The 23,764-nt window shown below is 61.8% G+C and carries 24 protein-coding genes and 3 pseudogenes; 10 read left to right on the top strand and 17 right to left on the bottom strand.

The window, feature by feature from the left end:
* The first annotated feature begins 108 nt into the window (after positions 1 to 108).
* Complete coding sequence (locus tag WDJ58_RS24475) at positions 109 to 1,506, top strand: dihydrolipoyl dehydrogenase family protein (RefSeq protein ID WP_338918216.1); 1,398 nt, start codon at positions 109 to 111, stop codon at positions 1,504 to 1,506.
* 162 nt (positions 1,507 to 1,668) lie between these two features.
* Positions 1,669 to 2,442 carry an NAD-dependent epimerase/dehydratase family protein gene (locus tag WDJ58_RS24470; protein WP_338918215.1) on the top strand — a complete coding sequence of 258 codons (774 nt, stop codon included), beginning with the start codon at positions 1,669 to 1,671 and terminating at the stop codon, positions 2,440 to 2,442.
* 537 nt (positions 2,443 to 2,979) lie between these two features.
* Here the strand turns inward: WDJ58_RS24470 and WDJ58_RS24465 are convergent.
* The 3 genes from WDJ58_RS24465 to WDJ58_RS24455 form a co-directional block, all read right to left on the bottom strand.
* Positions 2,980 to 3,354, bottom strand: coding sequence for a hypothetical protein (locus WDJ58_RS24465; RefSeq protein ID WP_338918214.1), 375 nt, complete (start codon positions 3,352 to 3,354; stop codon positions 2,980 to 2,982).
* A gap of 241 nt (positions 3,355 to 3,595) precedes the next feature.
* Positions 3,596 to 3,775 (bottom strand): hypothetical protein, encoded by a 180-nt coding sequence (locus WDJ58_RS24460; RefSeq protein ID WP_338918213.1) that lies wholly within the window; start codon positions 3,773 to 3,775, stop codon positions 3,596 to 3,598.
* A gap of 290 nt (positions 3,776 to 4,065) precedes the next feature.
* Positions 4,066 to 4,734, bottom strand: coding sequence for an NAD(P)H-hydrate epimerase (locus WDJ58_RS24455; protein ID WP_338918212.1), 669 nt, complete (start codon positions 4,732 to 4,734; stop codon positions 4,066 to 4,068).
* A 180-nt stretch (positions 4,735 to 4,914) separates the two neighbouring features.
* Between WDJ58_RS24455 and WDJ58_RS24450 the strand changes: the two genes are divergently transcribed.
* Entirely contained in the window at positions 4,915 to 5,865 is a 951-nt protein-coding gene (locus WDJ58_RS24450; protein ID WP_338918211.1) for a DUF3179 domain-containing (seleno)protein, read from the top strand.
* Positions 5,866 to 6,434: 569 nt separating this feature from the next.
* The gene (locus WDJ58_RS24445; protein WP_338918210.1) at positions 6,435 to 7,865 is read left to right on the top strand and encodes a dihydrolipoyl dehydrogenase; all 1,431 of its coding nucleotides are present in this window, start codon (positions 6,435 to 6,437) and stop codon (positions 7,863 to 7,865) included.
* 193 nt (positions 7,866 to 8,058) lie between these two features.
* Here the strand turns inward: WDJ58_RS24445 and WDJ58_RS24440 are convergent, their stop codons facing one another.
* On the bottom strand, positions 8,059 to 9,345 hold the full coding sequence (locus WDJ58_RS24440; RefSeq protein WP_338918209.1) for a mandelate racemase/muconate lactonizing enzyme family protein: 1,287 nt from the start codon (positions 9,343 to 9,345) through the stop codon (positions 8,059 to 8,061).
* A 246-nt stretch (positions 9,346 to 9,591) separates the two neighbouring features.
* Between WDJ58_RS24440 and WDJ58_RS24435 the strand changes: the two genes are divergently transcribed.
* Together WDJ58_RS24435 and WDJ58_RS24430 are read left to right on the top strand one after the other, a co-directional pair.
* The gene (locus WDJ58_RS24435; RefSeq protein ID WP_338918396.1) at positions 9,592 to 9,948 is read left to right on the top strand and encodes a DsrE family protein; all 357 of its coding nucleotides are present in this window, start codon (positions 9,592 to 9,594) and stop codon (positions 9,946 to 9,948) included.
* A 129-nt stretch (positions 9,949 to 10,077) separates the two neighbouring features.
* Entirely contained in the window at positions 10,078 to 11,160 is a 1,083-nt protein-coding gene (locus tag WDJ58_RS24430; RefSeq protein ID WP_338918208.1) for a HAMP domain-containing sensor histidine kinase, read from the top strand.
* A gap of 102 nt (positions 11,161 to 11,262) precedes the next feature.
* On the opposite strand, the gene WDJ58_RS24425 is transcribed toward WDJ58_RS24430, so the two are convergent.
* The 4 genes from WDJ58_RS24425 to WDJ58_RS24410 form a co-directional block, all read right to left on the bottom strand.
* A complete protein-coding gene (locus WDJ58_RS24425; RefSeq protein WP_338918207.1) occupies positions 11,263 to 11,697 on the bottom strand; it encodes a TRAM domain-containing protein in 435 nt (144 codons plus the stop codon).
* A gap of 112 nt (positions 11,698 to 11,809) precedes the next feature.
* On the bottom strand, positions 11,810 to 12,145 hold the full coding sequence (locus WDJ58_RS24420) for a hypothetical protein (protein WP_338918206.1): 336 nt from the start codon (positions 12,143 to 12,145) through the stop codon (positions 11,810 to 11,812).
* Positions 12,146 to 12,224: 79 nt separating this feature from the next.
* A complete protein-coding gene (locus WDJ58_RS24415) occupies positions 12,225 to 12,566 on the bottom strand; it encodes a hypothetical protein (RefSeq protein ID WP_338918205.1) in 342 nt (113 codons plus the stop codon).
* Between the two features lie 120 nt (positions 12,567 to 12,686).
* The gene (locus tag WDJ58_RS24410; RefSeq protein WP_338918204.1) at positions 12,687 to 12,980 is read right to left on the bottom strand and encodes a translation initiation factor; all 294 of its coding nucleotides are present in this window, start codon (positions 12,978 to 12,980) and stop codon (positions 12,687 to 12,689) included.
* A 250-nt stretch (positions 12,981 to 13,230) separates the two neighbouring features.
* Here WDJ58_RS24410 and WDJ58_RS24405 point away from each other — a divergent pair, with 250 nt between their 5' ends.
* Positions 13,231 to 13,599, top strand: a complete 369-nt coding sequence (locus tag WDJ58_RS24405; RefSeq protein ID WP_338918203.1) for a hypothetical protein — start codon at positions 13,231 to 13,233, stop codon at positions 13,597 to 13,599.
* 357 nt (positions 13,600 to 13,956) lie between these two features.
* Here WDJ58_RS24405 and WDJ58_RS24400 read toward each other — a convergent pair whose 3' ends face one another.
* The 5 genes and pseudogenes from WDJ58_RS24400 to WDJ58_RS24380 form a co-directional block, all read right to left on the bottom strand.
* Positions 13,957 to 14,142 carry a hypothetical protein gene (locus WDJ58_RS24400; RefSeq protein WP_338918411.1) on the bottom strand — a complete coding sequence of 62 codons (186 nt, stop codon included), beginning with the start codon at positions 14,140 to 14,142 and terminating at the stop codon, positions 13,957 to 13,959.
* Between the two features lie 18 nt (positions 14,143 to 14,160).
* On the bottom strand, positions 14,161 to 14,559 hold the full coding sequence (locus WDJ58_RS24395) for a type II toxin-antitoxin system death-on-curing family toxin (protein WP_338918202.1): 399 nt from the start codon (positions 14,557 to 14,559) through the stop codon (positions 14,161 to 14,163).
* A 245-nt stretch (positions 14,560 to 14,804) separates the two neighbouring features.
* Entirely contained in the window at positions 14,805 to 15,137 is a 333-nt protein-coding gene (locus WDJ58_RS24390) for a ribbon-helix-helix domain-containing protein (RefSeq protein WP_338918201.1), read from the bottom strand.
* A gap of 60 nt (positions 15,138 to 15,197) precedes the next feature.
* Positions 15,198 to 15,521 (bottom strand): annotated as a pseudogene (locus tag WDJ58_RS24385) (hypothetical protein); the annotation flags it as partial.
* A gap of 919 nt (positions 15,522 to 16,440) precedes the next feature.
* Positions 16,441 to 17,322: a mechanosensitive ion channel family protein gene (locus WDJ58_RS24380; protein WP_338918200.1), complete on the bottom strand. Its 882-nt coding sequence runs from the start codon at positions 17,320 to 17,322 to the stop codon at positions 16,441 to 16,443.
* An 867-nt stretch (positions 17,323 to 18,189) separates the two neighbouring features.
* Between WDJ58_RS24380 and WDJ58_RS24375 the strand changes: the two genes are divergently transcribed.
* Entirely contained in the window at positions 18,190 to 19,845 is a 1,656-nt protein-coding gene (locus WDJ58_RS24375) for a phytoene desaturase family protein (protein ID WP_338918199.1), read from the top strand.
* Between the two features lie 125 nt (positions 19,846 to 19,970).
* Here WDJ58_RS24375 and WDJ58_RS26475 read toward each other — a convergent pair.
* Positions 19,971 to 20,100 (bottom strand): annotated as a pseudogene (locus WDJ58_RS26475) (RNA-guided endonuclease TnpB family protein); the annotation flags it as partial.
* A gap of 1 nt (position 20,101) precedes the next feature.
* Between WDJ58_RS26475 and WDJ58_RS24370 the strand changes: the two are divergent.
* A pseudogene (locus tag WDJ58_RS24370) lies at positions 20,102 to 20,528 on the top strand (hypothetical protein).
* Positions 20,529 to 20,665: 137 nt separating this feature from the next.
* On the opposite strand, the gene WDJ58_RS24365 reads toward WDJ58_RS24370, so the two are convergent.
* The gene (locus tag WDJ58_RS24365; protein ID WP_338918198.1) at positions 20,666 to 21,379 is read right to left on the bottom strand and encodes a DUF7437 domain-containing protein; all 714 of its coding nucleotides are present in this window, start codon (positions 21,377 to 21,379) and stop codon (positions 20,666 to 20,668) included.
* Positions 21,380 to 21,958: 579 nt separating this feature from the next.
* Positions 21,959 to 22,303, bottom strand: a complete 345-nt coding sequence (locus WDJ58_RS24360; RefSeq protein WP_338918197.1) for a helix-turn-helix domain-containing protein — start codon at positions 22,301 to 22,303, stop codon at positions 21,959 to 21,961.
* 558 nt (positions 22,304 to 22,861) lie between these two features.
* Between WDJ58_RS24360 and WDJ58_RS24355 the strand changes: the two genes are divergently transcribed.
* Complete coding sequence (locus tag WDJ58_RS24355) at positions 22,862 to 23,233, top strand: DUF5802 family protein (RefSeq protein WP_338918196.1); 372 nt, start codon at positions 22,862 to 22,864, stop codon at positions 23,231 to 23,233.
* A 56-nt stretch (positions 23,234 to 23,289) separates the two neighbouring features.
* Here the strand turns inward: WDJ58_RS24355 and WDJ58_RS24350 are convergent, their stop codons facing one another.
* Complete coding sequence (locus WDJ58_RS24350; RefSeq protein ID WP_338918195.1) at positions 23,290 to 23,445, bottom strand: ribbon-helix-helix protein, CopG family; 156 nt, start codon at positions 23,443 to 23,445, stop codon at positions 23,290 to 23,292.
* Between the last annotated feature and the right edge of the window lie 319 nt (positions 23,446 to 23,764).

The following is a 23,764-nucleotide window of genomic DNA, read 5'->3' as shown; positions in this document are numbered from 1 at the left end:
CATGCACGCAGGTGGGAAGGGCAGTCAGAAAAGCCTGGCCTGGTCTGCGATCCACTCTGCACTCCCGGCAAAAGTAACTCCCCCTGGGCTGTCTAGCGGCCGGACGGTATGTCCGAGTATGACATCATCGTGCTGGGAGGCGGGACTGGTAACGCAGTCGCCAACGCGTCGGTTGACGCCGGACTGGACACTGCGCTTGTCGAGCGCGGGCGGCTCGGTGGCACCTGTCTGAACCGGGGCTGTAACCCCACGAAGAAACTCATCCATCGCGCGGACGTCGCAGAGTCCATTCGTCACGCCGACGAACTCGGCATCGACGCGTCTGTCGATGGCGTCGAGTTTGCGGCGATCGTAGACGACGTAATAAAGACGGTCACCGAGGCGGCCGAGGAGAAGGCCCGCCGCGCGCGCAACCGGAGCGGCCTCACGTTCTATCAAGCCGAAGGACGCTTCGTCGGTCCACACACGGTAGAAGTCGATAACAATAACGGTCCAAGGGGCGAACGGTTCACTGCCGAGAAGATTGTCCTCGCCGGCGGTTCCCGGCCGATGGTCCCGGACTCCATCGACGGTACCGACGAGACACCGTACCTCACGAGCGACGAAGCCCTCCGACTGGACGCGCTCCCCGACCGCCTCGTCGTGGTCGGCGGCGGCTACATCGCGGTCGAACTGAGCCACTTCTTCTCTCAGATGGGCAGCGACGTGACCATCGTCGGCCACGGCGACGTCCTCGCCGACCGGGAGGACGCGGCCATCGCCGAGCGCCTGACCGAAGCCTACCGGGAGAAACACGAGTTGCACCTCGGCTTCGAAGCGACGGCTATCGCCGACGAGGACGGCGAGCGCATCGTCACCGCCGAGTCGGAAGGCGGCGAGGAGATCGACGTCCGCGGCGACCGGCTCCTGATCGCGACGGGCAGGAAACCGAACAGCGACGTCTGGAACGTTTCGGCCGCCGGTATCGAGACCGACGGGAAGGGGTTCGTCGAAACGGACGAGTACCTCCGGACGTCGGTCGAGGGCGTCTACGCCATGGGCGATATCGCGGGCAACTACATGTTCAAACACTCCGGCGACAAAGAGGCCAAGTACGTCGTCGAGAACGCCATCCGGGGGAACGAGCGGTCGGTCGAGTACCCCGGGATGGCCCACGCCATCTTCGGGTCCCCCCAGGTCGCCAGCCTCGGACGAGCCGAGGACGACCTGGACGAGGATACCGACTACGAGGTGGGAACGTGCGCCTACGACGACACTGCGCTCGGGGCGGCGCTACGGGACCAGGGTGGCTTCGCGAAGGCCATCGTCGGGAACGACGGCGAGGTACTGGGCTGTCACGTCGTCGGCCCCGAGGCGTCGACGATGATTCACGAGGTGAGCACGGCCGTCGCGGCCGGGGCAGACGCCGAACAGATCGCCGAGACGATCCACGTCCACCCCGCTATCTCGGAAGTCGTTCAGGGCGCCTTCCGAGATGTCTGTGACGTAGCCCCGGCCGGTCTCTGATACGGTCGTGCGTGACGGTTTACCGACGATCGCCGACACTGTCCGGACGATCCCGGTGACTGACTACGTACGATCGGACAGACCGGCGCCGGGACGGCGCGCTCGCACGGCCCGCGCGAAAGGACCCCAGGCATACCCGCGTCGAGATTCTACCGGCGACCGATGGTCCACATCGCACTCACCGGGGCTGGGGGCAACGTCGGTCGCGAGGTACTCGACGCGTTCGGCGACGACCACGACGTAGTCCCGTTCACCCACTCCGAGACCGACGAGATCGACAGCGAGTTGCTCGACGTGACCGACCCCGGTGACGTGCTGGAGAAGCTGGATACGTTCGACGTGGTCCTCCATCTCGCTGGGGCGTCGTCGCCGGACGCCGACTGGGAGACGGTCTCCGAGACGAACGTGCAGGGCACGAAACACGTCCTCGATGCCGTCGTCGAGAACGGGATCGATCGTATCGTCTTCGCCTCCTCGAACCACGCCGTCGGCACCTACAACTCGGTCGACGACGACCCCGAGACCGCGACGATCGCCGACAACCGGCCCGTCCCGGCCGACTCGCCCACCGCTCCGGACTCGTTCTACGGTGTGAGCAAGGCCGCCTGCGAGAACCTGACGAAATACTACGCCGACCGCCACGAGATCGAGGTGGTCAACCTCCGTATCGGCTGGTACATGGACGAAGCGGACCTCCGTAAACAGACCGGTGACGATGTCGATCCGGGGAAGGATCGGTTTGCACGGGCGACGTGGCTGAGCCCCCGGGACTGCCGTGCTGTCCATCGCCGGGCGGCGATCGCCGAGCTCCCGGAGAGCCCCGTTACCGTCAACGCGGTCTCGCGCAACGACCAGCGGTACTTCACACTCACCGAGACGATGCGAACGCTCGGTTACAAGCCCCGAGACAACGCCGAGGAAACCCTCAAGCACTGATGACGTTAGCTGCGACGGTCACGACAAGCGCCATCCATAGTAGCGTTTGGACGTCTTTACTCACGAGAGCGGGGAGATAACTGAACGGATCAGCGTCGGCCCGAGTCCGTACGGGGCGACGTCGACACGGGTCCGGCCACAGAGCGATCCGTCGGCTGCAATGGCGCTCGCAATGGCTCGACTCGGCATCTCGGCCGAGCAACCCGAGAGGACCTACTGTATCGGGAACTGCGCGTGCGGCCATCGATTGTGAGGGCACCGTCGGTACGACGCTTCACGAGTACCGAGGCCGAGCGGATGCCGTTGCGCTGGAGCACCCGAGCACTGGCATGCCGAGAGGCGTGTATCGACCCTGACAATTCGAAACTCCTCATACTCGAGTCCGACCGCACGGATCGTCGTAACGAGCTGCCGGTGACCATCCCGACGAGGTCGGCGACTAAAGGCGAGGGATTTCCGAGGCTTCGTATCAGCGTAATTCGAGTCGGACCTCCGGCCTCGAGGAGCGACAGGAGGGAGCGAGTAAGACGGGGGAGTCTACTCGCGGTAGATACAGTGGAACTCGGCGACTCGCCGATAGAACGCGGGAAGGACCTCCGTCCGGAGGTCGGCGTCCGATCGATCATCGAACTCGGTCTGCGTGTGGGCTCGTGCATCCTCGATGGCCAGCTCGACGTGTGTCGGGACTCCCGGCTCGTCGACGGAGCCGAGATAGGCCCAGATGAACGCCGACTCGAGCTGGTCGAAGAACCGCTCGGTCGGATCGAACTCGTGTCGTTCGGCTGCCTGGAGCCGATAGTACGTTCGCGTGACGAGATCGACGCCGTCTCCGATGCCGTGGTCGCTGAACGAACCGGTCGTCGTGCAGTCGTCTGACCGCCGCTCGCCGTAGGTTTCATCGGGTCCGGTCATAGATAGAGAGTGGGTCTGGTTACCATAAGTAACCGTTCGGCGTGTGTGACCGAGACGCACGACCGGCGGGTCGAACTCGATCGGCTCGGGAGCCTGTTTCGCAAGCGAGGAAAGTTTCGAACGGAACGCTATCCTCGAGTACGGCCCGAAACGCGGGTCCGCCCGGGCAGATCCGTTCGGGTCGCGACCGGACCGCCACGAAGACGAAACCAGTCCCACGTTGACCGGCTACGAGGAGGGATCAGGTCGTACCACGCCTGTGATAGTAGGTATCGGACTGTATCCACGCCTCCTCGTTCTCCTCGTCGTAGATGATGAGCTCACCGTCGTTCGTCTTGACATCGGCGAACGGCTCGAGCGACACCGCGTCGACGCCAAGGGTCGAACAGTTCTCGTCGGGGCAGGTGCTTGATGTAGCCATGTCGAATCACCCTGTGTGAGGAGGTACCACTGGTAACTAATTGGGTGTTAGCCGGTATTGCGACACCTCTGTCAACTCACACAACCCATTATCGACCGGTGCTGTTACGTTACCGGACGGAACGCGCGCTGAGATCCGGTGATACGCCTCGGAGGGCACCCCGAATCTGAGACCACCGCAGTGACCCGACTCTCGTCTCGGTCTCGTTGCGGAGGGCTCCAAGTACGACCCTCTACCGTGACTTGAGACGACGGTCCTGATGATTCCCGTCGGGGCAATGCTACCGTGGCCTACTCTTTCAGCCTGATCCAGTCTCGGTCTTCGAACGGATTCGTGTACGCGATTCCGAGACGCTCGTAAACGGTTCCGGGTACACTGATATCCGCGAGAAACAACGTTCCGGGTATTCCATCGAGGCCGGTTTTCGGGAGGGCGAGCGTGACGGTCCGATCCGGCGTTACCGACACGCCGAGCGTCTTACCGGTCGTCGCATCGAGACCCGACGGGACGTCCAGCGAGACGATTGGATCCGATCGTCGGTTCATCCGCTCGATGTAGGTGTTCGATGGCGGCCGGACATCTCCACTTATGCCGTAACCGATGAGTGCGTCCACGACGACCATCGCCTCCTCGAGTCCGGAGAGCTGCTCGACATCGCTAGTGAATGGAATCCCCATTTCGTCGATGATCCGGTGCTGGTGGGCTGCTACACCGGTCAACGTCTCGGGTGATCTATCCAGTAGCACACGAACAGGCAGGTCCCGATTCGCGAGGTGGCGTGCACAGACCAATCCCCCACCCCCGTTTCCCCCGTTCCCGGCGACGACGAGGATACGACGATCCGTGTCTCCCTCCCGGATGTCGCGGACGTGCCACGCGAGTGCTCGCCCCGCGTTCTCCATCATCTGGAGCAGCTGCAGGCCGACCTCCTCGACGGCGACCCGGTCGACGTCTCGCATCTCCGACGCGGATACGGCCGGTACATCGCGGCCAGTGGACGTTCGGAACGAACTCCTGGGCATACCGACTCCCCCTTCGAGGCGGGCATACATACGACTCCGGTGCGAGTGACGGGCGAACCGGACCGTCGGAACTCGAAAGAGCCCAGTAGTTATCGGTCGATGACCCCTGGTCGGCGTATGCACATCCAGGACGTCCTTCCCCGGGATGCCATCCCGAGTATCGACGACCCGTCGTTCGGAACGGCGTACTTCGGCGATGATGATGATGACGAGGTGATCGTGGTCGAGGACGATCCGCCCCGGGCCTATCCGGTACGGATCCTCAGCTATCACGAAATCGTCAACGACGTCCTCGAGGGCGAGCGGCGACCGGTCGCGGTGACGTGGTGTCCGATCTGTGCGAGCGCCGCCGTCTACGACCGGACGGTGGACGGGCAGATCCTGACGTTCGGTACGTCCGGGAAACTCGCCGACGACGCGCTGGTGATGTACGACCGTGAGACCGGTTCGGAGTGGAAACAACCACTCGGGAGGTCCATCAGCGGCCCGCTCGAGAACCGGGAGCTATCCGTCCTGCCAGCGCCGATGATGTCGTGGAAACGGTTTCGATCCGAGTATCCCGACGGGATCGTCTTGCAACCGGTTCACGGCGGGGAGAACGATCCGCAAGGCCAGTCTCCACGATCGGTGTACAACATGACTCGGTACGAGCAGTACGATGCCGCGGAGGAGTTCGGGCTGCGGGCGATGCGTGGAGAGGGGAGGGAGCGATCCTGGGACCGCGAGGATATCGGCCCGAAGGAGGTCGTGCTGGGGATCGTCCGAGACGACGCCGCGGTCGCCTATCCCCTACCGCGAGTCCGGGAGGAGGGTGGTATGGTGTTCGACTCGGTCGGCGACCGGGACGTCATCGTCGTCAGCTCCGGAGCCGAAATCCACGCGTACGAGGACCCGGGATACGAGTTCGAGCTCCGAAACGGCGCCTTGTACGGGGACGGTGTCTCGTGGGATGTGGCGACGGGGCGAAGTAGCGACGGACGGACGCTATCTCGCGTCCCCGCACGGCGTCTCTACGCCTTCGCCTGGCTCGACGATCACGGCGGGAACAGTGTCTACGGGCTCGACTGACGCCCGGCCTGGGAAGCGAGAGCCGTAGTAGCGTTCGGAACCGATAACACACTCTGGGCGGGGACGTCCCCCCGCTCGTGAGTAAAGCGTCCGAACGCTACTATGTTTCAGGACCGATCTCTGGTGGTTACGGTCGTGAATTCGGCCTGCACACCCACCAAGTGTTTATTTCACCGCTTCCCCGACCCGAGGATGGGAGAGAACAGGCGTCCGCGCCATCCATTTTCCCCCTCTCCCCCTCATGATGACCGACGACCGACGATCCGGGATCTGTCCGAACTGCGGTGGTGATATTCGACCGGGAGACGAGCTCATCAGCTACCGGCGATCGGACGGTTCGATCGGCGTTTACGCAGAGTGCCCCGAATGCGAAGCGGTCATCGGGCCCGATTGAGCAGTCCCTGACAACAGATTGGATCGGAGGCCTGTCGAGCTCGAGTCGCTCCCGGAACGCAGTCGACTCGACGTCACCGGAGACCGAGCCAGGGAGGGCGACACCTCTATAGCGGGAGTGTAAAAAAGAGGCACATCGACGGTTGATTATTACGCGCGGGTCCCCGACGGTGCGCATGAACGAAGTCGACTTTCTGGTCGTGGGCTCCGGTTCCGGGCTCGACGTCGCGAACGCCGCCGCGAATCGCGGTCGGTCGGTGGCCGTCGTCGAGAAGGGGCCCCTGGGTGGGACGTGTCTCAATCGGGGATGTATCCCCTCGAAGATGTTGCTCTACCACGCGGACGTACTCGAGACGGTCGAGCGGGCCAGTGAGTTCCACATCGACGCAGAAGTACGCGACGTCGAGTTCTCACAGATCGTCCGCGAGGTCAACGAGGAGGTCGAATCCGACGCCGGATCGATACGTCGGGGGCTGCGCTCCTCCTCACAACACGACCTGTACGAGGGGGAGGGGCGGTTCGTCGAGGAACGAACGGTCGAGATCGTCAGCGGTGAGGACGACGGGGCCCAAATCCGGGCCGAGACCGTGCTGATCGCCGCCGGGACGCGCCCGTCGATACCCGATATCGACGGGATCGACGAAGTGGACTACCTCACCAGCACCGAAGCGTTGCGACTGGAACGACCACCGGATCACCTCGTCATCGTCGGCGGCGGATACATCGCCGCCGAGCTCGGCCACTTCTTCGGCACGTTCGGAAGCGACGTGACGATTATCGGGCGACGGCCGAACCTGCTTCCGGAAGCCGACGAGGAGGTCGCCGAAGCGTTCACCGAGCGGTACGCCGACCGCTTCACGGTCCGCACTGGATACGCCGCCACCGCTGCCTCACAGACCGACGGAAGGGTGACTATCGAAGCACACCCCTACGAGTACGGCGACGACGGCGGGGTACTGGATGGAGAGACGGTGAACGTGACCGGCGATGAGCTCCTCGTGGCCGCGGGACGCACTCCGAACTCGGACACACTCGATCCCGACGCGGCGGGTGTCGACACCGACGAACGAGGGTTCATCGAGACCGACGAGTACCTCCGGACGACCGCCGAGGGCGTGTGGGCACTCGGTGACATCGTCGGCGAATACCTACTGAAACACAGCGCCAACCACGAGGCACAGGCCGTCGCCCGGAACCTCTTCGCCGACGACCTCCAGCCGGTCGACTACACCGCGATGCCGTTCGCCGTGTTCGCCTCCCCCGAGGTCGCCGGCGTCGGCGCTCACGAGGCGGACCTCAAGGAGGCCGGTCGAGAGTACGCGACGCGAACCTACCAGTACGACCAGACCGCCAGGGGGAGCGCGATGAAAGTCGACGGGTTCGTGAAGGTCATCATCGACCTCGACGGGGAGATCCTCGGCTGTCACATCATCGGGCCCGAGGCCTCCGATCTCATCCAGGAAGTCGTCGTCGCGATGAAGGCCGGATCGGGGACGGTCCAGGATATCCGACAGTCGGTCCACATCCACCCCGCCCTCTCGGAAGTCGTCCAGCGGGCGTTCTCGGGACAGTTCTCACGCCGTGGGGGCAGTGGCCACTCGCATTGAGACGTACTTCGATCGCCGGTCGTCCCGAATCAGTACGTAAGCGATCGGCCCGATCGATATTAATACACCTCCTTCGCGTCGTGCCCGGAGAACACGTGCCCGGGAAATGAATGGCCCGTCGATCACCCCCGCTTGATCGCACCGTTCTCCACTCTCGGATCTTCCGTTTTCCGGTCGATGGTCGTTCGGGTGCTCAGTCGAGGCGATATCTATCGACCGTCGCCCCGTCGAGTTGGACCCCCAGTCCGGGATCGGTCGGGAGTGACACCTGACCGTCCGACACTTCCAGCGACGAGGCGAAGAGGGATTCGTACAGCGGGAAATCGGTCGGGTCGAACTCGAGCCACTGGGTAGCCGGCGAGGCGGCCATCACGTGCATCGTCGCGGCGAGACCGACTCCGGTGGTGTAGCAGTGTGGCGAACAGACGACGCCGAACGATTCGGCGAGCGTACAGATCTTGTTCGCTTCCGTGATTCCCCCACAGCGCATCGTATCGGGCATCGCATAGTCGACGGCTCCCGCCTCGAAGAGCTCGCGGAAACCCCACTTGGTATACTCGTTCTCGCCCGTCGCTATCGGGACGTCTAGCTTTCGCCTGAGATCTGCTAACCCGTCCACGTTGTACGGTGAGAGCGGTTCCTCGTACCAGTACACGTCGTACTCTTCGAGCATCTGTCCGGCGCGGAACGCTTCGGGTCGATCGTAACCGCAGTTCATATCGACCATCAATGCCGCGTCGCCGATGGCGTCACGGATGGCGGCGACACGCTCCTCGTCGGCGTCTATCCCTCGTCCGAGATGGGTCTTGACGCCCGCAAACCCGCGGTCGATGTACTCGGCGGCGCGGTCAGCCATCGTGTCGGTGTCCGTCCAGAACAGGTCGCTCGCGTACGCCTTGAGCTGCCCGTTTCCGCCCGCATCGCCGCCAAGAAGCCGATACACTGGCTCCTCGTAGTACTTCCCGGCGATGTCCCAGAGGGCGATATCGACGCCGCTCGCCGCAGCGACGCCTTGCCCTTTCTGATCCCAGTAGAGGTCGTCAGTCAGTAGCGTCTGCCAGAGGAACTCGATATCGAGCGGGTCCTCCCCGACCAGACGAGGGGCGTATTTTTCCTCGACGATCCGCTCTACGATGTACGGCTCCGGGCCCACTCCCTCGCCGATCCCCGTGATTCCCGCATCCGTGTCTATAACGACGATTGCTGCAGTTCGAGTGCCCACCTCTCGGTCGCGAGAGAGCCCCCAGGGCTCCTCCATCTCGTACTGCAGCTGAACTGTTTCGACGTTGGTTATCTCCATCGACTGTCGATGTACGACGAGCCCTGTTAAGCGTAATCGTGACACGACGTTCGTCCAATGTGGTCGTCGAAGTATCGGTTCGCTAGAAGTAGCTGTCGGGGATCCCGGATCGGTCTTCCTGTCCGTACCTCGATAAACGCGACACCGGAACGGGTCACACCGGCCGCCGAAGAGGACCATGGCGAGGATCGCCGACTCTACCCTAAATACTGGTCTCCGGCCCGGTCATGCGGGGAGGGTTCCTCGTCGTTGCACCAGAAATTGTCTGTGGGCTCCCTCTCAGCGATATTCGACGGAATCGGACGCTTTTCTGCGATTCAACTCGGTCGAGTGGTGCGGCCCGATATATAAACGCTCGCCGTGACCGCACTCGGACTGCACGTACACCGACGGGCTATACCGGCGGCGCGTCTACTGCTGTTCGCTATGACGAAAGCAGCAGTCATCATCCTCGCAGGTACCGACGGACACGCTAACCTCGGGCGGGTCGTGAACGGTCTCGAGACGGCCAAGGAGTTCGCAGAAGCTGACGGCGACGAAGTGGAGCTCATCTTCGACGGTGCCGGGACCCAGTGGATCCCCGAACTCGAAGACGAGAATAACGATCTTCACGAACTCTACCAGGCTGTCCGGGGTGATGCGTCGGTGTGTGATTACTGTACAGGTGCGTTCGGGGTCGACGATGCGGTGGACGAGGCCGGTGTGGTTCGCCTCGACGACAACGACGGTCACCCCAGCGTACGATCGTTGGTCAACGAAGGCTACGAGGTCATCACGTTCTAACGCGTACAGGTCATTCTATCACACCGTCCCCGTCCTCCGACCGTCGTTTCTCATGATCGGATTACGTACTGAAACGCCCAGGGATATACCCGGACCAAGAGAGGAGACTCACGGAGGTACATCGCTTCTATGACCCCCACTAACTCGGATTGCGAGAACGGACGAGACCGGGTATCAGAGTCCGAAGAGGGAGTGCGTGTGACGTCTACGGAGGAGCGATACCGGAAGATCTTCGAACACAACAACGACGCGGTGATGATCGTCGATATCGAGTCGGAGGCGTTCGTCGATGTCAACCCCGCGGCCTGCGAACTCCTCGGATACTCACGCGAGGAACTGCTCTCGATGCATCCCGAGGACATCCACCCTGACGACGTCGAACGGATACGCGAGGAGTTCATCACCCAGGTCCACGAGGAAGGGACGGGTTTCACGGACGATCTGATGTGTCTCAGTAAGTCCGGGGAGACGATTCCGGTGGAGATCTCCGGGGCCGCACTCGACCCGGAGGAGGAGGGCGGTAAATCGACGCGGATGATCGCGATGCTTCGTGATATCTCTCAACGTGTCGAACACCGCCGTCGGCTCGAAAAGAAAATCGAGCGGCTGGATCGATTCGCTAGCGTCGTCTCGCACGATCTCCGAAACCCCCTCTCGATCATCAAGGGCCACACCGAATTGGCACGCGAAACCGGCGAACTCGAACGTTTGGACGCGATCGATGAGGCAGTCGATCGAATGGATGGGATGCTGTCGAAGCTCCTGCGTCTAACGCGCGAAGGGAACGTCATCGGTGACCGGACGGACGTCCGTATAGGGACGCTGTCTCGACAGATCTGGACCGACATGGACACGGGCGATGCGACACTCGGGATCACGTCATCGAGGACGGTAAGTGCCGATCCCGAGCGGTTGCGCGAGCTGTTCGAGAACCTGTTCGACAACGCGCTCCATCACGGCGGCTCTCCCGTAACCGTTCGGGTGGGGAGTATCGATACGGCGGATGAAGATGGGTTCTTCGTCGAAGATACGGGGGAAGGAATTCCGATAGACAGCCGTGAGACCGTCTTCGAATGGGGGCAGACGACCAGTGCAGAGGGGACGGGATTCGGGCTTACGATCGTCGCCGATATCGTGGCTGCCCACGGGTGGCAGATAAGGGTCACCGAATCCGAGGAGGGCGGAGCCCGGTTCGAGATCACGGGAATGTGACCTCGCCGAGACGGGTCCGTTCCACATCGTACCGGGCGGAGTGCTAGGACATCACGGACTTCGAGAATCCGTTCTGACTCGACCGAAGCAAAGCAGAGCGGTTCAGACTGTTCGCTGGTCAGGCTCAACGACGCTCGCGAACGCGACGTTCTGCCGGACGTCATCGATCCTGATCGTCGGCTGTTCGCCGGGCTGGGTCTCGGGAACGATGACGACGTAGCCCCGTTCGACCTTGGCGATACCATCGCCCTGGTCTCCGACTGTCTCGATCGTCACCTCACGGATCTCTCCTTCGTCAACCGGCGGCTCGGGCGGACCACGTTGCTCTCTGCGCTGTGTATCGTCTGCTCGCTCGGCGGGCTCTGTGGCCTGGCCAGTAGTCGAAGGCGAGTCGAGGATCACAACCCGGTACGTCTCGCCCCGCGTGATAGCCTCATTCTCAAGTTCGCTCGATGGGACCTCAAGGACGTACGCGCCATCCTGTTCGTGAACAGTCGCACTAAACACAGAGCGTAGCGAATCAGGAATTTCAACCATCGAATCCGTAGCAACTCGGAGGGTACGGAACTTAATTCCGAGGGCGGTCCAGTGAAGGACGGAGTGGGAGAGCGACAGAAACAGTCCAAGCGTTTCAACCCGAGGAGCGTGGCTACTGGGCGTCCAGAAGGCGGCCGATGGCGCGCAGTCTGGCCGCGTCGTACGTCGTGAGGTCGTAGATGGTGGCGTTATTCCGATTGGTTAGAATCGAGAGCACGTCGAGGTCTGCAAGGAGGACGAGCGTCTGGCCGAGCCCACGAGTGCCGATCTGGGGGTCGCGAATGTTCTCGTAGATATGCCTGACACGGGCGTAGTTCCGGTCGGTATTCTCCAACCCCTCCCGGGCGTCGTCCCAGTATCCGGCCAGATAGCCGTAGCCCTGCGGGTTCTCCTGTTTCAGCTCCGTGAGGAGAGTTCCCAGATCCGCTGTTTCGACGTTCATAGCCATTATTACAACGGTGTGTCGGCAGCTCACAAAAACCATGCTGACTGGCTTCTCTCGGTGAGAATCGGCACCCTCAATCGGCTCAACAGGGGGCTTGCTGCTGGTTGAGGCAGCGTGTGACCCGGTGGAGGAGCCGTTCGATCTCGGCGCGTTCGAGTTCCCACCACGTCGAGGCGTGGTGATACTCCATCAGGACGGTCTGGATCGCCTCGAGCTGGGCGATGGTGAAGCTGGTCTTGCCGGCGTCGAGCCGCTCGAACGCCTGGAACACCTCGATGGGCGGCGCCTCGACACTCGCAGGCGTCGCCTCGGCTGCTTCCTGCTCGATCCGGTCGAGGAGCACGTGGTGGAGTGTCCACACTGCTTCGGGGGGGAGCGACAGGTTCACGGAACGGGGTCGGTCGGGGGGATCTGGCGTGGCCATGAGACGTCTCAGCTCTGTAGGCACCGAGATCGTATTCCGTGTTAACTGTTACCATAGACAGGATCGTAGAGCGAGTGACCAACTGGTCGACGCGAACCCGTTCGGAGATTCGGTCAGTGGTTACCGGACTTCGAGGCCGTTCTCAGCCAGAACGGTGTCGATCCGGTCACGGTGATTGCCCTGCAGTTCGATCGCGTCCTCGTGGGTCGTCCCGCCGCAGGCCAGCGCCGACTTGAGCTCGGAGGCCAGTCGCTTGAGATCGATGTCTCGGTCGTCCAGGCCCTTCACGATCGTCACCTCCTTTCCGTAGCGACGTTCTTCGATCTCGATCGTGACGGGCTGGGCTGATTTCGCCATCTCTTCACAGACACACAGCTCGTCGGGCAGCCCACACGTGGGGCAGACTGCTGCCATGCCGCTCAGAGCTTGGGAGCATCCCTCAATAAAGATTATTTACTACCAGCGTGCTGGCTGGATTCACCGCACATCGCCTCCGCCGATCTACGAACGACCAGTCCTCATCCTCTCGCTTCCCGACCTAATGAGGGGTAGGCGAGAAATTTAATACAGGCGATAAGAGAGAGCAGCCAACGAGGACTGCCGAGGCGAGATGGTATCTCACCCAGCCCCGAGCCTGTTACTAACGACCGACGACGGGGTCGTCGTGAGCGAGTGGACGACCTACCCAGCCGACCTCCACGTCCACGACTACGGGCTCGACGAGTACAACACCGAAATCATCGCCCTCGAGGCAAACTACGACCACCGGACGGATATCAAAGCCCTCGACTGGGAGGAGACTCACCGGCAGTGGACGGGCGAGGCGTGGCAGCTCGATTTCGCCGCGCTCGACACCGCTGTCCAACACTTCCTCGATCGGGGCTATAGTGTCACGGTCGCCGCCTCGGACCTCAGCATCTTCCTGAGTGACTACGACGCACCCTTCCTCGAGGCGCAACTCCCCGAGGAGCCACCACCCGATGTCGAGGGTGACACAGACGACGATGAACAGACTGATCTTAGTGCCTTCTAATTCTGATCAACAAGTGAAGATTCCCGACTGAGCCATGTGAAGGGATCGCTGACCTGGACGATACCGTGATGCAATCGCCCGTGTGGACGGTCACGATTCCCTCTCGATCGAGAGGGGTGCAACAGCGTTTCCAGCCCTGCGGAAATCGAGCGTCACGACCGTGCCACAGTCACCGAGTGAAACGAGGCGCGCAGCATGGGTCGCGGGATGCAGAGCGGTCGAGGGCTTTCGAGACTGTGTGGCCTGTTGCAGGGCGCAGCCTCGTTAGTTGTCAGCCGAAACCCAGAGAATAGGTCTTCAATGAACTGGCCGTCGGTCACGAACGACACCGTATAATGCAACGGGGAGGGGAGTCGGTCACTCGTCCTCGAGTGCCGCGTAGATCTCTGCGTGGCGTCGCCCGTCGAGTTTTCCCATCTCTAGGGCGATCGCATGCCGCTCCTCGTCGGTCTCGGCCGCCTGATAGCGCTCGTACAGCTGGCGGACTTCGTCGTCGACCGTCGCCGAGGAATCGGTGCTGGACGCCATCTCTGTGTCGAACATACTCTGTGTGTCCCTTTATCAGTTGCGACGAGCGCACGCTCGGAAGTAGACGACTGCTGTTTCGGTGTCGACGGCGGCTTCGTCGGTCGCGAAGCGGTGCAGCAAGGCGCGAATTTCGTCACCGTAGTCGAACGTGTACCCGTTCAGCATGTAGAAGACGACTACCGTTCGGAGCGCCGTTCGCTTGTTCCCGTCGACGAACGGATGATCCGCAACAAGAAACCGCATCAGATGCACCGCTTTTTCGTGAATGGTCTGAGGCACCTCGTCGAAGAACCCCTCCGAAATGTACTGCAGCGCGGATTCAATCGCGTCCTCCGATCGGACTCCGGGTTCCGTGGCGTCGCCTTCCTCGACAATCTGCTCGTGGAGATCGAGGATGAGGTCAACGGAGGGATACGCGATGTCAGCAGTCACACGCTGGACTCTCTCACGCCAGCCGATAATCGTTTCTGAGGAGGGTGCTCTCATCCACCCCGATGCAATCTAGCTGAATGGTCGGTCACGAGGGAAGCGAGGCGTTCCCTGCAGCCAGCGCCTCTGGACCATGTGCGCGTTAATCGCCGACGTCGTCTCACCGCGGCCGATTGCGGCAAGCAATCCAGCGGCCTGCTCGTTGGTTCGCAGCGTCCTGAAGACCCACAGATCCGTATCGAGAATCCTCACGCATCCGACCCGTACACCTGCTCGGACGTTTCCTCCCGTGCCTCTTCGACGGCTTGTTCGAGGTCGTCCGCATCGACTTTTTCGCCGAGCGCCGCGAGCTCGGCGTCGATCTCACTATCGGACTTGCGGCTCTGTTCAGCCTGCGCGAGCAGCTGCTCGAGCCGAAGCGCAGCGATTGCCGTGTCGTCGTTGAGTTCGCGGAGGTGGGCGCGGCAGGCTTCCTTGATGAACTCGCTCTTGTTCGTGTAGATCCCTGTTTCATCGAGGAACCGCTCGATCTCGGTGTCGAACTCGACCGGGAACTTGACGCTGACACTCGCGTATTTCACGGTAATACCATCGTTCTACGGAAACCTAAACGACTGGGTCACCGTGCTCGGGCCGTACTTCTACTCCAAGAGAGCCAATAATTGAGCGATGTAGGGGCTGTTCTCCCAACTCCGATGCGTGCTAATGGTTACGATGAGCGTCCGTGCTGCTTCGTGGGCCATGTGGTCGTTGCGAGCGTAATCACAGAGCAACCGTGGTGTCGGGACGATACGCGGGCCCTGCAGGACCGCATGGATGAGCGCGAAATTCGTGCCGCCGAACTCGTCGGTCAGAAACCCGTCGACGTCGAGGGCGTTCGCGAGCACGATGCCGTCGGTTTCGCCGTCGTCGAGGCCGAACGTCGGTCGCGATTCGGGCGTGTCGGCTCGCTCATCGGGATCATCTCCCGGACAGATCTGATGCGGGCATTCAACGTCATTCAGAAAGGTGGTCCCCCCCAATCGATCGGTCAGGCCGATTCCGAGATCAGCATCCTCTGAAATCTTTCAACCCACTTGGGGCAATACTATTCTGCCGGACTGGACCGAGAACACTACGTCGTGTACAGCAGATAGTGGAAGACCGAGGCGAAATTCAGATCGACAACGTCAGCGGGTTTGCTATGAGGTTGTTTGAGTCAGCCGGGATCATGTACGCCCAGATGCTCGGGAGGTCGATGGCATCCGAATTGACATCCTCCTGCGCCTGAAGACGCAGGAATCCCGAGCGTTGGGAGTTTCAGGTTCGCAACCATGTCTCTGCCACTTTTCGGGAACCCGTTTAACCCAGCCATCGTGGACAGTGGCTGACTGGCGGTACCAAACCGCCGTTACTCTTATCCTCGGCGTCAATCGACTCCCATCTGTTGTTTTTGCCAGCAGGGAGTCAACGTCGCTTCAACGGACTCGGAGTTACCTTTGGGCTTGCTCGACCAACAGGCACGAGCCGAACGTTTCTGCGTTCGTGTGCACCGTGTTGGCGTTTCGGATATTGTCTCATTAGTGGCGGGTAGACCGCCTCCGAAGGTCGTTCGGAATCGCTCCGTTCCGACCTGACCGTGCTCACTGCTACGAAGGAACAAGACTTGAAACTACGGATTGGAAACTCAGAACAGCCATCGAACGTGGTTCGTGTAGTGTATTGTCGGATTCATCCTGATCCTGAAGGGTCAGGTATTCTCCTTGCTCTCTATAACGCCCCGAAACTAAACGTATAGTCGTTTCGACGAATCTCCGTCGCATACCCCGCGTCTCTCACGCTTCTCACACGTTACACAGGAGAGCTCCCACGAGGGACGTTCTATGGCGTCGAGGATTGTCTCGTTCAGTCGCCAGTAATTCCTTCGGTACTACCCACGTTCGTAACCTCGATTTCGCCCGAGAGTTCCGTGTTGGGGTACGGCATGTCGATTCCCTCGGCGTCGAAGCGCTCTTTGACGCCCTCGACGAACTGCGCACGGACCGCCCCGTAGCCGCTCTCGTCCGGATCGATCCAAATCCGGCCGTCGAGGACGACCGCCGAGTCACCGAGCGAGGTGACGGGAGCCGCCGGTGCAGGGTCGCTGAGGACCCCATCGATCCGCGAGCCCTCATCGATGATGGCGTCGCGGGCCTGTTCGATGTCGTCCTCGTAGCCGATGCCGAAGCCCACCGACACCCGGCGCCTCTCGTTCGCCACGTTGTTGATCACGGCCGCGCTGGCGAGGTCGCTGTTCGGGACGGTGACCAGCTGGTTGTCGAACGTATCCAGTTTCGTCACGCGGAGTTGGACCTCTCGGACGACGCCGCCGTTGCCGTCCCACTCGATCCAGTCACCGACCGTAAACGGTTCGTCCTGGATGATGAACACCCCAGCGACGAAGTTGGCGATGAGGTCCTGCGCAGCGAAGCCGACGGCGAGCGCGAGCGCACCAGCCAAGACGGCAAACGCCGAGAGAACGACGCCTGCCCCGGCAATCGTCGCAGCCAGCGCGACTGCCACGACGGCAGTTACGACGACCGTCGTGCTCACGGCGAGGTCGATAAGGGTGTCGTCGAAGTCCCGGTGCTGGAGACTCCCCCTCACTGCGCGGGTCATGAAGTATTTCCCGAGCAGGTAGATGGCCACGAACGCGACGACGAACAACACAACTGTTACGACTGCACTGACCAGTGGTGGGATGTACTGCTGTGGGTCGAGTGGTAACCCTAATTGAACTGGCAACATGATTCGAGTCAATCGACAGACAGTGTCTATTTATATATTTCCGTGGGGCGGACTACAGATGGGCCTCGATGAGGATGCGAGACGAAGCGATGAACACGCTCAATCATCTACTGATGAAGCTTTATTAAAACCCGCAATCAGTGGCCGGGTCCGGCAGTTGTGATAGATACGACTGTACTGAATCGTAGCAATCGTAACAGGAGCGAAGACGTGACCTCCTCCCCGTCGTAAACGACGGGGCTTCCCACGGCACCGCACCGCTGGTTTGGGATATTTACTGGTTGACGACTCGTCGGCATGACGAGCCGATGGCGGGGCCACACCGCCGTTACTCCTATCCCCGGCAGGGGACTCGGAGTTATCTTGACCGAGACACCACAGCGGTTCGAGAGGGTGTCTCGAACATTCTGGTTCTCGGAGTCCCGATATTGTGCATTTAGGTGGCGGTGAGACCGCCTCGGTGTACGTCATGCTACGATGTGAGGTTACTTAAATATCCATATTAGCGTCAGAACGTGGTCCGTGGAGGAATTGTCGGATTCACGCCCGCCGTAAACGGTGGGATTCTCTCCTTGAAGAAAGATAGTTTATTCGTTAATTTAGAGATCGCTCATCAGGAGATGGGAGCATCAACCTCATTGAGTGCTCTGGGGGCGGGGTCATGGTTGCCGTGGCCACTCGCGGCGCTCACCAGTGGAGCAGATGTGGAAGTCCGAATGACTTCTCTTGTCGACGATCGTCCCAAAGACGTGAGACAAATCGAGGAACGACAGCCCCTCCTGAGCGAGCCGTGCTACTGCCGATCGGGTCAGCGACGACCTCCATCCGCCGAAAGCTTTCTGTCTCCGTCGAAACAACTCTTGGGGCATGGCCGAAACGTACGACGCCATCGTCGTCGGGGCGGGACACAACGGCCACACAGCAGCGCTGTACCTCGCCGACGAGGACTGGGACGTCTGCGTGCTCGAACGCAACGACAAGCCCGGCGGCTCGGTTCGCAGCGACGAACTCACTCGCGAGAGCTATATCCACGACACCCACTCGACGAACCAGAACCTCTTCCTCGGCTCGCAGGTCTTCGAGGAGTTCGGCGACGAACTCCGTGAGGCGGGGCTCGCGTTCTCACAGACCGACAAACCGTTCGCGAACGTCTACCCGGGCGGTGACGCTCTCCGGGTCTATCAGGACGCCGACCGAACCCGTGAGGAGTTCGAAGCGCACTCCCCAGCCGACGCCGAGGGCTGGGAGACGCTCCACGAGGAGTTCGGCCGGTTCGCCGAGAACCTCGCACCGTTACTGGGACAGCCACTCCCCTCCGTCGCGGCCGGCCGGACGCTCTTCGACGCCGCTCGGCGGGAAGGCCCCAGCGGACTCGTCGATCTCGCACAGATACCCCTGAGCTCGACGCGCGAGCTCGGCGACGCCTACTTCGAGACGCCGGAGGCGAAAGCGCTGATGGCCTGTTGGGGACTCCACATCGACTTCGGCCCGGACGTCTCCGGCGGCGCAATGTTTCCGTTCCTCGAATCGTTCACTGCACTCTCGGAGGGCATCTCCGTCGCGACTGGCGGCGCGTCGGCGATCCCCGAGGCGTTGACGACACTCATCGAGGCCCGCGGCGGCGAGATCCGCACGAACGCCGAGGTCACCGCCGTCGACACCCAGAACGGCCGGGCGACCGGTGTCACGCTTGCCGACGGCACGACGGTCCGCGCTCGCGAAGCGGTCGTCGCGAATCTGACGCCGACGGTGCTGTACGACCGGCTCGTAGACGACAACGCCCTCCCTGGGTCGTTCCGCGAAAAAGTCGACCGCTACGAGTACGGACCGGGGACGATGATGGTCCATCTCGCACTCGATGACCTGCCGAATTGGGAGGCCGGTGCGGAGCTGTCGGAGTTCGCGTACGTCCACATCGCCCCGAGCGTCGACGACTTGGCGGAGACGTACACCGCTGCCCAGAACGGCCAGCTCCCCGAATCGCCGCTGCTCGTCGTCGGCCAGACAACCGCCGTCGACGAGACCCGAACGCCCGACAACGGGCATATCCTCTGGGTCCAGGTGCGGGCCCTCCCCTCGGAGATCGAGGGCGATGCAGCCGACGAGATCGAGGCGACCGACTGGGAGGTGGCAGCCGAGCCGATGGCCGAGCGCGTTCTCGACAAACTCGAGACGTATGCCCCCGGAATCCGGGACTCAATCCGGGATCGTGACGTGCACTCGCCCGCGGACCTCGAAGCGACGAACCCCAACCTCGTCGGCGGCGACAGCGTCGCCGGGAGTCACCACCTCCGCCAGAACTTCCTGTGGCGACCGTTCCCCGGCTGGTCGCGGTACGGCACGCCCGTCGAAGACCTCTACGTCTGCGGGGCGTCGACGTGGCCGGGCGCCGGGAACAACGCGGCCTCTGGTCGTCTCTGTGCCCACCGCGTGCTGACGCCGCCGTTCGAGGAGCGCGCGATCGAGACGGCCGAAGAGTACGTCGGCGATGCGACGGCGGCCATCCGGCGGCGTCTGTCATAGTACTCGGTCCAGTTTCGCGTGTTCCGTCGGAGTTAGATGAACGATTCCAGTCATTCTGGCAGCTACCTCCTTTCGGACGGAGACAGTCAATCCACAGGACCAGATCTGGGTAAGCTAACCCACGGCTAAAGCCGTGGGCTTTCAGCGTGGACTCCCGCTCTGGCCGACACAGTCGGCAGGAGGCTTATACTCTCCGTTCGCGTTCAACGTCCCGCTGTTCAAGCGCACGCCTACGGGTGTGCCTCCACCGGAGCCAATGACCGACGACGACCGTGCCGGCGAGCTCGGGCCGATCGATCTGCCGGCGCTCCAGCGGATTCGTGACCTGTGGCTCGAACTCGACCCGCTCGTCGACGCCACGGAACTGCAGATCAGTCGCAGCGATGGGTTTGGCGACGCCGAGAGCGCCCGGTTCGATATCCAGTGGAGCGAACTGGGGATGTATTCGTTCCATGACGTCGATAGCGACGACGGCAACTGACGCTTCGATCGCCACCCGAATACACACTCCCCCGAGACCCATTTCCACCCGCCACCCGAGGCCGCGACGACGGCAGCCGAACCCCTCCTGTATCGACGTGACCGAGGTGTCACTCATGACGCGTGCCGTCCATACGATGTGGCGAGCGACATACGAGACCGGGGATCTGGATCGGCTGAATAGTGCATCAAATCCACCGTGAGGATGCCTACGGACCGCGACCATCCCGAGCGGTTGGATGAGTTGTCCCCCGAGGAGGCGCGGCAGTATCTCATTCGGTTCGTCGACGAGGACGTCCTGGTCAGCAGCTAACGGCGTGTCTCGCCCTATCCGACGGACTCACCCGTCGGTATCCGACGATCGCGTCGGGGCGTTTTCCACGGTATCCGGATCCGGGAGATCCATCTCGTCGTGTACATCCGGGAAGAGATACTCGAAGAACGGATCGTGCTCCCGGCCGACGACCAGTGCGGGTTTGAGCGCGTAGATGATCATCATCGCCTCCGTTTCGCGCACGTCGATGTCGCTAGCGACCATCCGCTGGGTCGTGTTGCCCGCGAAGTGGAGCCCGGCACCGCGCAACGCGGCGATGAGCTTGCCGAGACCGTATCGGTCCACGAAGTACTCGACATCCTCGTCGATCTCCTGGAGTGCGAGGGCGTGGAGGACCGTCGGCGTGATGACGATCGGGACGTACTGCTCGACGATGACGATCGGGTCGGCGGTCAGCTGCTGGGGGCGGGTCGAGTCGTCGCGCTCGACGAGACCGAGGTCGACCAGTCGATCGACGTACTCGTAGGTCGTCGATTTCGAGACGTCGAGCGCATCCATGACTTCTGGTGGGGCGACCGGGCCCCAGTAGCAAATGTAGACGTAGACACGGGCGAGTGCCGGGCGGTTGAGCAGTTCCACGATTGTTTCGAGCCGAGGCGCGTTCTGGGCCAGCGTCTCCGGCTCAAGCGTCTCTTCGTCCACCACATCGATCGGAGGGGGGTCCAGCGTGTCGATCCCGCCATCCGGACGAACGCGATCGCGATTGCGGTCAGGAGCCATATGTAAAGTTCGAAGTCCATACACTTCAGACTTCCGACGGCACGACCGATACGTCGTCGATTTTGTCTGCAGCGCTCCGTCTCCGGGCGCGTCCATCGACACCCGCGCTATTCCTGCCTGCGTTCGATCGGGATTCGGTTTCTGTCCCTCATCGGCCCTCGTTCGGCGGTCCCCACACTGTCGTCAGCCGGGTCCGTCTCACTCGTCAGTGACGGTCGCTTTCGGAGCGCCGTCGTCACGAGTGTCCCCATCCCTTCGTATTGCTCCCGCAGGTCATCTGCCATCGTTCCGTCTGTTCCCCGCCACCTCAGGGTATCCCCCACCTCTCTATCAGTGCGTTCGAATGGCTCGACACACCGGGTTTCGAGTGAAAACCGCACGGCTGCAGTCTGTCGAGTGGTAATCGGGATGGGTCGACAGAGAGCCAGCGCGTACCCTTTCGACAAAGTGGCTCGACAACGCGGAGTCTAGCGATTTCGTGTGCGCTTGCTGATCTGCCCCGCTGGATTTGAGATCAGGTTGCTGTCGCTGCAACCCCGTCCCTACGCCAGGGTGTAACAACACGTCGGCCATTCGCGATCAGTTCTCGAGGGAGACGAACTCCTCACGAGCCGTCCGGCGACGATCGTTCGACACGGCTTCGACATCGTCGGCCAGCTGCGGCGCAACGAGTGCCCGATAGGCGACACCCGCTCCGAACCGGCGCTTGGCAATGATTTCGTCGTCTCGCAGCGCTTCGAGTCGAGTCCGAACGGCCTCGTCGCTCACCTCGATACCGAAGTGCTCGGCAAGCGCGGCAGTCACCTCTTTCACCGTGAGGTACGGGTCCTCGTCAGTCGTGTCGTAGTCGAACGCTTTCAGTACATCCTGGTCGCGCATCTTCGGCCCAAACCGGCCCTGGTCATCACGGCCCTGCGTACTCATGACTAGCGATTGGAGACATGGGTCGATAACCGCTTGGTCTGCACCAACCCGTGGAAGACATAGGCCGAGATGTTCGAGATCATAGAGAATCGAGGCGGATACCCGCGTCTTCAGGCGTCCCGAGAACGCCAGAGGCGTTCTCGTGGGCTGCACGAGACGAACCGCGTCTCGTGAACGCGGGAGGAAGCCGACAGGGTGCCGTCTTTCCCACTGTTCTTCGACCGTCCGGTTTCCGAACGTGAGCGGTACTGCTAACTGAGTGTTGATTGTGTGTCATGGTACTGCATCCGAGCCAAAATGACTCGGGTGTAGGGGCACCCGTAGGCGTGCCCCGGATTAAACATCCCGGCGATGTGCAGAAACTCGGGGCCGATGCCGCCGTCCCTCCGGGTCGGAGTAACCGACTCGTGAAACGACCGCGTTCGAGGCCACCGAGAATTAAAGCGGTGTGAGTCAGCCGGTCGGTCCGTCGTGGACCGAACGTGCCTCTCCATAGGCCAGCGCCTCTCCGGATAAAGCCCGGAGAGAGTACGTCCGAGGAACCTACCATGCTATATAATGGCACAGTTTGAAGAGCTCTCGGCGAGCTATTACGTCGGCCAGCTCTACATCGAACCGACCGACGGGGAGCACGCCGTCATGGAGCGCGAGCAGCACGAGGCGGCCAACGAGCAGATCTACACCACTGGCGAGAGGGTCGAGCGGGTAGATCACCCACTCATCGTGAAGCTCGACGAAACGCATTTCCTCATCTTCGGCGCCGAAGACGTACCAAAGGAAATGCTCGGTCTCCCCGACGCAGTCCTCGAGGCGACTCAGGTGGACACACCACCGACGCTCCGATCGGTCTTGGTGGCCAAGGCAGCGCGAGCTGCCCAATTGCTGGACTGGTATACCCCCTATACTGTGACCGAATCTGCCGTTGCGTAGTCCTACAGCCGGCCACTAGAGGAATCGCGACGTGTTCGGATCGAGTACTGGCGATCTCATTCCCGAGTTTTGAGCCACTCGTCGAGTAGATCCCGGATTGCCGCCTCCCGATTTTCTCGATGCTCGGCGAATGCCTTCTCGTCGACGGCCTCGATCGTTTCGTCCTCCAGTTCGAGCGTGACCGTTTCGAGGTCCGCGAGGGACTCGTCCATCGAGATGCCTCGATGAGACGTGGCTTCAAATAGCTCAGTCAGACGACCGTCGGGCGAACGTGTGCGTGTGGCGTACGTGGTGACGACTGATTGAGGAGACGGTTGGGGTTCGTTGGCTTGCGTTCTTACCAAACATCGGTCTCGGACTATCCTACGTTGTTTGGTAAGACACGCTTCAATAACCGCATCCAAACTGCACCGACGACCTATTGTGCTTCGTCGGTACGCGCTTCTGCAAATGCTCTGGAGCGGCTGCTGCCAGGGAGTACGTGTACTGTCCCGGCAGAACGTGTCTGGTTCTCCGCACGGGCACATCCAG

It is taken from the genome of Salinirubellus litoreus, from assembly GCF_037335815.1.
Classification (GTDB): domain Archaea; phylum Halobacteriota; class Halobacteria; order Halobacteriales; family Haloarculaceae; genus Salinirubellus; species Salinirubellus litoreus.
The sequence above is the reverse complement of the archived record's forward strand: the minus strand, read 5'-3'. Positions and strand labels throughout refer to the sequence as shown.